The sequence below is a fragment of the uncultured Hymenobacter sp. genome (genome assembly GCF_964242765.1).
Classification (GTDB): domain Bacteria; phylum Bacteroidota; class Bacteroidia; order Cytophagales; family Hymenobacteraceae; genus Hymenobacter.
The window spans coordinates 1-7919 of sequence record NZ_CAXTBM010000121.1; the positions used below are offsets into that span (position 1 = coordinate 1).

The window sequence follows — 7919 nt, forward strand, 5'->3', positions numbered from 1 at the left end:
GGTGCAGGTAATCCTCGAATGCACCGAGCACAAGAACTCGGGTCAGCCGGGCACCTCGCGCTACGTCACCACCAAGAACCGCAAGAACACGCCTGAGCGCATTGAATTGAAAAAATTCAATCCCGTGCTCAAGAAGATGACCGTTCACAAGGAAATCAAGTAATTGAGTTATGGCTAAGAAAGTAGTAGCAACCCTGAAAGTAGCAGGCGGTAAAGACTGGGCGAAAGTGATTCGCGCTGTTAAATCCGACAAGACTGGTGCCTACACCTTCCGCGAGGAAATGGTGCCCGTTGATAAAGTGCAGGAGTACTTAAGCACTGGCGTTAAGTAGTTCAGCGCCCTCGTGGCCCCCTGACCGAAGTGAAGAAGTCCCGCCAGTGTGGGACTTTTTTGCGTTGTACATAGCGCGAAGCTTTAGCTTCGCGTATCATCGAACGAGCGAAACGACCCTTCTGACAGTTCCTCGTTCAACCCTTGCCACGCTGCGCGAAGCCGGAGCTTCGCGCTACACCCTATCCTATGGGCCTCTTCGATTTTTTCAAAAAAGACAAGGAAAACAAGGAGCAACAAGAGTCGTTGGATAAAGGACTGGAAAAAAGTAAAACCAGCTTCTTCGACCAGCTCAGCAAAGCCGTAGTGGGCAAAGCCACCGTGGACGAAGCGGTGCTCGACGACTTGGAAACCTTGCTGGTACACGCCGACGTTGGCATCGATACCACAGTGAAAGTCATCGACCGGATCGAGAAGCGCGTGGCCCGCGACAAGTACGTAAGCACTTCGGAGCTGGACCGCATTCTACGCGAGGAAATTGTGGACTTGTTGCAAGACAACCGTACTTCCGGCTCCAATGCTATCCTCGACCGGCCCGACAGCCCCGGCCAGCCCTTCGTGATTATGGTGGTGGGCGTAAACGGCGTGGGCAAGACCACAACCATTGGCAAGTTGGCACACCGGTTCCACAGCGCTGGCAAGAAGGTGGTGCTGGGCGCCGCTGATACGTTCCGGGCCGCTGCCGTCGATCAGCTCATCATTTGGGGCCAGCGGGTGGGGGTGCCGGTTATTTCGCACGGCATGAATACCGACCCTGCCTCCGTTGCCTACGACGCTATTAAGCAGGGCGTGGACTTGGGGGCCGACGTCGTGATTATCGATACGGCGGGCCGCCTGCACAACAAGGTGAACCTGATGAACGAGCTGAATAAAATTAAGCGCGTGATGCAAAAGGTGATTCCGGATGCGCCCCACGAGGTGCTGTTGGTGCTCGATGGCAGCACCGGCCAGAACGCTTTTTTGCAAGCCAAAGAATTCACGAAAGCCACCGAGGTATCAGCGCTGGCCATTACCAAACTCGACGGCACCGCCAAGGGCGGCGTGGTTATTGGCATCTCAGACCAGTTGCAGGTGCCAGTGCGTTATATCGGGGTGGGAGAGAAGATGACGGATTTGCAGCTCTTTGATCGGCGCACTTTTGTCAACTCATTGTTCAAAAAGTAATACCACTCTTCCTTGTTGTTCTGATCCAGCAATCCAAAGGCCTTCTCACGTCGGAACGAAACGATGGAACGGTTTGTCGTTCTGCCGCTAGTCGCTCTACCGTGGCAAGGTTTTTCGGCTACCACCTCAGGATGACATACAGCATAAAAGCATGAAAGTTAGAAGCCAGCTGGCCAACAAAGTAAACGTCATCACGCTTGGCTGCTCCAAGAACGTTGTCGATTCGGAAGTACTGATGGGGCAGTTGCGCGCCAACCAGTTCGAGGTGACGCACGAAGCCGATAAGAGCGACGCCAATATTGTGATTATCAACACCTGCGGCTTTATCGACAACGCCAAGCAGGAAAGCATCGATACCATTCTGCGCTACGCCGACGAAAAGGAAGCTGGCAAGCTGCAAAAGCTCTACGTAACAGGCTGCCTCTCACAACGCTACAAGGACGACCTGGAGGCAGAGATTCCGCAAGTGGATGCCTACTTCGGTACCCTGGAACTGCCGCAGCTGATGAAAACGCTGGAGGCCGACTACATGCACGAATTGGTGGGCGAGCGGCTCCTGACCACGCCGCAACACTACGCTTACTTCAAGATTGCCGAAGGCTGCAACCGTCCGTGCTCGTTCTGCGCCATCCCGTTGATGCGCGGCAAGCACGTGGATCGGCCCATAGAAGAGCTGGTGCGCGAAGCCAAGCGCTTGGCTGCTCAGGGTACGAAGGAGCTGATTCTGATTGCGCAAGACCTAACCTACTACGGTTTGCAAGCGTACGGCGAGCGGAAGCTTGCCGACTTGCTGCGTCACCTTTCCGATGTGGACGGTATCGAGTGGATTCGGATGCAGTATGCGTATCCGTCGCAGTTTCCGCTGGAGGCGCTGGACGTAATGAACGAGCGCGCCAACATCTGCAAGTACCTGGATATGCCGTTGCAGCACGTGTCGGATAACATGCTCAAGACGATGCGTCGCGGCATTAGCCGGCGGCGTACTATCGAGTTGGTGGATACCATCCGGCAACGCGTGCCCACCGTTGCATTGCGCACCACCCTCATTGCCGGTCACCCCGGCGAGACGCAGCAGGACTTCGAAGACCTCTACGAATTTGTGGAGCAAACCCGTTTCGACCGGCTTGGTATCTTCACGTACTCGCACGAGGATAATACGCACTCCTTCTCTCTACCCGACGACGTACCGGCCGACGTGAAGCAGGACCGCGCCGACCAGATCATGGAATTGCAGCAAGGCATTTCGATGGAACTGAACGAGTTGAAAGTTGGCCGAACCTACAAGGTACTCTTTGACCGCAAGGAAAGCGGCTACTTCCTGGGCCGCACCGAGTTCGACTCACCGGAAGTGGACAATGAAGTGTTGGTGCCCGCCACCAAAAACACGTTCATCCGCCTCGGCGACTTCGCCAACGTGCAGATCAACGAAGCATCCGACTTTGATTTGTACGGGCAACTGGTTTAGCTTCTCCTACCAACAAAAAGGCCCTCCTTGCGCAAGGAGGGCCTTTTTGTTGGTAGGAGAAGCTACGCGGAAGGGCTTCCTAAATCCAACTGCATAAGCTGCCCCGACGGAGTAATGACCGTCTCCATAGCCTTGCCAGCTTGTTCGGTGATGGGCTTGTGCTTGTTTTTTAAAAGCAGGAAATACTTTTCGAAGTACGTGTAGCTGAACCATGCCAGCCCCGCGCTCAGCGGTAAACCAATAGCTACTCTGATGAGCGTGTTGAGCGGAGTGGAAGGTATGTGCAACTGGTAAGATCCGATGGCCAACCATTCGAGCACGATGCTGTGCAGGCAATAGAAACCATAAGTGAACGTTCCCCAATACGTTAGAAAAGGAATATTCTTGATTTTAAACCAAGAGCGAGTAGCGTAGTTCTGCTCCAGAATAACCAGAACAAAGAACAAGGATTGGGTGATGTGCTGATCGGTAACCGCTTTTACCGCTGAAGGGAGAAACTTCTGTGGGCCCAGAGTAAGCAAGCCGAGCAGATAAATACCCGTAATGGTCCAGCGCGACCAACCGGCTATAGCTTGGCGAAAAGTCGGATAGCGGAAACAGAGCCAGCCGGCCGCACCACCCATTGCCATGTCCGACATGACGGCCAAAGAATGTCGGTACGTCAGAAAAAAATTAGCTTGATGCGTGAAGCGGAACCAGAAAGAAATTACCAGAATCAGCAAAAACGCACCGGGCCGCCACCGACGGAAAACAAACATCAGCAGGACGGGCCATACCAGATAGAACTGCTCCTCCACGGCTACAGACCACAGCACGGCTAAGCTGCCAGCGGCTGGTTGCACGCCCTTCCATACCGAGTCCATGTTGCCCAGAAAAAGCATGTGCAACCCCAGACTTGCGGTTTCACGATGAGGCATCTGAAGCAAGTGCATGATGATTGGATGCACAAAAAAGCCATACACAATGACTACGTAGAACAAGGGCCAAATACGTAGGATACGGCGGCGGTAGAAAGCCAGCAGATCGATCTGGTTATGTTTTCGCTCTTCTTCGAGAAGAAGATACGTAATCAAGAAGCCGGACAATACATAAAAGAAGTTGACTCCTAGCGTGCCTTTGTTGAATATGCTAAATGCAGGGAAGGAGGCTGAGTCTCCTGGCGCTTTGGCAACAAGGCCATGAAAAGCGAAAACTCCTAAGCAAGCTAACGTGCGTAATCCGTCTAGATTGGGAAAATAGATTCTGGGTTGTTGGGGATTAGGTACCATAAATACTCGACATTAAAATGTTTTAATGTCCAAATATTGCTAAACATTATGGATTTGGTGCAGCACCACCTGGTTTTTTCTAGAGATTAATCTAACAATCTGTAAATAATTCAATAATCCCGCTGATCTGCCGCCTAAAAGTGCTGTAACACGGAAATACGTACGTGCACCGGTGGCTTGTAGTTGCCGATTTTAAGGCTTTAATGCTTTAGCCTAGTATCATAAGCAACTGATATATAAATATTTGATATTTTAATATAACCCGGATTATTGTAGGGTGTGACCCTTGCGTAAGGCTGATCCGGCAAATTGCCAGTTACTTTGTAGCGGCTGGCCGGTTATAGCCGAATTATTCTTCACTGTATGTCTGTCACGACCCTGCGCTACGCCGATACCGGCGCGTTTTCTCCTTTGCTAACTGCCTATCTAGCTCGGCATGAAGCCCTAACCCCGTTCTACCACCGCTTTCCGGCCTTCGATGAATTTGCGGCGCAAATAAAAGAGAAAAAGGGGCAGTACACGCCCGAAGCTCGGCAGCGGCTGGTAGCTTCTCTCCGAGAGCAGTATGCTGTGCTGCCCAAAGTACACGAGCAGGTACAAGCCAACCTCGACCTACTGGAAAAAGACACCACTTTCACTATTACCACTGGCCACCAGCTCAACTTGCTAACTGGTCCGCTGTACTTTGTGTACAAAATAGTGACAGCCCTAAAGCTTAGCCGCCAGTTGAAGGAACACTATCCGCAGTACGATTTCGTGCCGCTGTACTGGATGGCTACCGAAGACCACGACTTCGCCGAAATCAACCATTTGCACCTATTTGGGAAGAAGTACGAGTGGAATTCAACTGAGCAAGGTGGACCAGTCGGCCGGCTGAAGCTAGACGGCCTGCGCGACCAATTGCTCGACCAGCTACCCGCCGACGTACCCGCCGCTTTCCACGAAGCCTACCAAGAGTCGGCGACCCTGGCCGACGCTATGCGCCAACTCACGCACAGCTTGTTTGGGCAGTATGGCTTAGTAAGCCTCGATGCAGATCGGCCCGACTTAAAGCAGGCCCTAGTGCCGGTGTTGGAGCGCGAGATTCTAGAGCAAGCCTCCAACAAAGCCGTGCAAACGGCTAATGCGCAACTGGAAGCTGCCGGTTTCAAGCCCCAGGTGTATTCGCGCCCCCTGAACCTGTTTTTTCTGACGGATACCGGCAAGCGGGAGCGGCTGGAATACGACGCGGCCGCCGACTGCGTGCAGATAACGGTGCGCAATACCAACCGGTGCCACACGCAAGAAGAACTGCTGGACCTGGCCCGGCAACACCCCGAGCAATTCAGCCCCAACGTGGTACTCCGGCCGCTGTATCAGGAGCTGCTGTTACCAAACCTGTGTTATATCGGGGGGGGCGCGGAGGTGGCGTACTGGTTTCAGTTGAAGCAGGTGTTTGCCGACAATCAGGTGCCGTACCCGATCCTGCTGCTCCGCAATTCGGCTCAGTACATAGGAAAAGCCAGCGTAGGCAAGCTACGCAAGCTCGGCCTAACCCCGACCGACATCTTCCGGCCGCTGCCGGACTTGAAGAAGCAAGTAGGCGCATCGTTGGGGCAGGAAGAAATCAGTTTGGCTGCCCAGCAACAAGCACTAGCGGCCGTGTTCAAAGAGGTATCCGACTTGGCTCAGCGCCTCGACCCGACCTTGGTGCGCACCGTGGCTGCCGAGTTGCAGAAAGCGGCTACTAGTCTTGCTAGCCTGGAAAAGCGCCTTAGCAAAGCGGCGGAAGCCAAGCATGAAACCGCTTATAGCCAACTTGCCGCTCTCAAAGACAAACTTATGCCCGATGGCCAGTTGCAGGAGCGAGTTGATAACATACTTAGTATCCTAATCAACAATCCGCAGTTTATCGACCAGCTATTGGAGGCTTTCGACCCGCTGGCGCTGGAATTTACGGTGCTCGAAGAAGAATGATTTACCACAAGCCAAAGCGGATGCTGCCATGACTAAAGCCGATTTGCGCCGCGACATGTTGGCGCGTCGCCGGACGCTGCCTGCAACCGAAGTGGTGCGCCGGAGTGCGGAGCTACAGAAACACTTGCTCGACAATTTCAGTGTGGCGGCGTGGACTTGGCTGCACATATTTCTCCCCATCCCGCAGCAGCACGAACCCGATACCTGGGGCATCATTCATTGGGTTTGGGAGCAACGGTTGCCCGTACAGCTAGCCGTGCCCGTGGTTCAACCAGATGGCCAACGACTGCGCCATTATCACCTCTCTCCTGATACCCAATTAGTTGAAAATCGGTGGGGTATTCCCGAGCCAGTTGGAGCTGAAGAGGTTTTGCCAGCGCAACTTGATGCTGTTCTGGTGCCGCTGCTTGCCTTCGACGAAGAAGGCCACCGGGTAGGCTACGGGAAAGGCTTCTACGACCGGTTCTTGCTGGAGTGCCGTCCTGATGCGCTGCGCATTGGCCTGAGCCTAGAACCGCCAGTGCCGAAAATTGCAGATGCTTGGGCCGGTGATATACGGCTGCACGCCTGCCTGACGCCTGCGGGTGTGAGGTGGTTCTAGCCGTAGCAGGGTTGTTATAAGGGTTGCGGCAGATAGTGAGTGGACCAACAAGCAATAAGCAGCTGAACCGTACCGTTGCTTGGTTGTCCGTTCACTATATACCGTTCTCGTTATGGCTGAAATTTCATCTTCCGCTCCCGCTGGCCGTGGCACCAAACCTCGCCGCAAGAAAATGTCAACGCGCATCGACATGACTCCCATGGTCGACCTCGCCTTCCTGCTGCTCACCTTCTTCATCCTGACGGCTTCTTTCAATAAGCCGACCGTGATGCAGTTAACGATGCCTGATGGGAAGGGTACTCCGTCTGATGTATCTGAAAAACAAGCGCTTACTTTGCTACTAGGGAAAAACGGCCAAGTGCATTACTTTTTCGGCTTGAATACCGAAGCCCGCCCCGCCACGCTGCACACCACTACTTTCAAATCGGAAGGATTGCGGCGGGTACTGCTCCAGCGGCAGCGCCAACTACCAGCACCCACTGTGCTTATCAAGGCTGGCCAGGATGCTAAATACCGCGACTTGGTGGACGCCTTAGATGAAATGACCATCACCGATCAGCAGAAATACGCCTTAGTTGACCTGTCTGCGGCTGATCGAAAGCTATTGGAAAAGAATTCGTTGTAACAATAGCAGCCTAAAGCTAGAAATTATCGAAAGGGCCGCCGTGTGCTTAAGCTGTCAAGCCAGTTGGTGTACACGGTGACTTTTCAATTCATCTAAAGCCTGATTTCGCTAGCTGAAAGTATTATCGAGTTGGTGGAGTTAAAGAAACGGGCAACACGTCCACCTGCTTGATTCGGGCCTGCCCCCACGGGGCAATACTAACTTGCACCCGTAACGACTGTTTCGGCTTCAGTTTGCGGCCTGTGTCTTCCGGCACATAATACCGCTCGAAACCGTAGCGCAGGCGTATGCTGCGCCGAAAGGCATCGGCCACCCAACCACGGAGCACCACTTGGTTGGCAGGTACGCTAGGCTCCAGCGGGTATACGGCCACGGCCTCGTAGTTGCCCTGTCGAGGCTCCAGCACCACGTATACGGCCTGTTTGCGGCGTGGCATTGTGGGGCCGCGCCACAAGTGACCGGGAATCTGGCTAATACTGTAGTTCAGGATCAAGTAGTCGCCGTAAAGC

General features: G+C 53.7%; 9 protein-coding genes. 7 read left to right on the forward strand and 2 right to left on the reverse strand.

The genetic code is table 11. The features are described from left to right. Position 1 precedes the first annotated feature (1 nt). The 4 genes from rpmG to rimO all read left to right on the forward strand — a co-directional run bounded on the left by rpmG (position 2) and on the right by rimO (position 2960). Positions 2-163, forward strand: coding sequence for a 50S ribosomal protein L33 (rpmG, locus tag ACFE7X_RS24595; RefSeq protein WP_375438333.1), 162 nt, complete (start codon positions 2-4; stop codon positions 161-163). 7 nt (positions 164-170) lie between these two features. After that, positions 171-332: a DUF4295 domain-containing protein gene (locus ACFE7X_RS24600; protein ID WP_022825072.1), complete on the forward strand. Its 162-nt coding sequence runs from the start codon at positions 171-173 to the stop codon at positions 330-332. Between the two features lie 188 nt (positions 333-520). Further along, the gene (ftsY, locus tag ACFE7X_RS24605; RefSeq protein ID WP_375438326.1) at positions 521-1495 is read left to right on the forward strand and encodes a signal recognition particle-docking protein FtsY; all 975 of its coding nucleotides are present in this window, start codon (positions 521-523) and stop codon (positions 1493-1495) included. A 151-nt stretch (positions 1496-1646) separates the two neighbouring features. Next, a complete protein-coding gene (gene rimO / locus ACFE7X_RS24610; protein WP_375438327.1) occupies positions 1647-2960 on the forward strand; it encodes a 30S ribosomal protein S12 methylthiotransferase RimO in 1314 nt (437 codons plus the stop codon). Between the two features lie 62 nt (positions 2961-3022). Here rimO and ACFE7X_RS24615 read toward each other — a convergent pair whose 3' ends face one another. Next, on the reverse strand, positions 3023-4228 hold the full coding sequence (locus ACFE7X_RS24615; RefSeq protein ID WP_375438328.1) for an acyltransferase family protein: 1206 nt from the start codon (positions 4226-4228) through the stop codon (positions 3023-3025). Between the two features lie 363 nt (positions 4229-4591). On the opposite strand from ACFE7X_RS24615, the gene bshC reads away from it, so the two are divergent. From bshC to ACFE7X_RS24630, 3 genes are all read left to right on the forward strand, one after another. Then, positions 4592-6184 carry a bacillithiol biosynthesis cysteine-adding enzyme BshC gene (bshC, locus tag ACFE7X_RS24620; RefSeq protein ID WP_375438329.1) on the forward strand — a complete coding sequence of 531 codons (1593 nt, stop codon included), beginning with the start codon at positions 4592-4594 and terminating at the stop codon, positions 6182-6184. Positions 6185-6212: 28 nt separating this feature from the next. Further along, positions 6213-6785 (forward strand): 5-formyltetrahydrofolate cyclo-ligase, encoded by a 573-nt coding sequence (locus tag ACFE7X_RS24625; protein WP_375438330.1) that lies wholly within the window; start codon positions 6213-6215, stop codon positions 6783-6785. 112 nt (positions 6786-6897) lie between these two features. Next, positions 6898-7410, forward strand: coding sequence for an ExbD/TolR family protein (locus ACFE7X_RS24630; RefSeq protein ID WP_375438331.1), 513 nt, complete (start codon positions 6898-6900; stop codon positions 7408-7410). Between the two features lie 121 nt (positions 7411-7531). Here the strand turns inward: ACFE7X_RS24630 and ACFE7X_RS24635 are convergent. Further along, positions 7532-7919, reverse strand: a 388-nt coding sequence (locus ACFE7X_RS24635; protein WP_375438332.1) for a GDYXXLXY domain-containing protein, incomplete at its 5' end; no start/stop codon positions are given.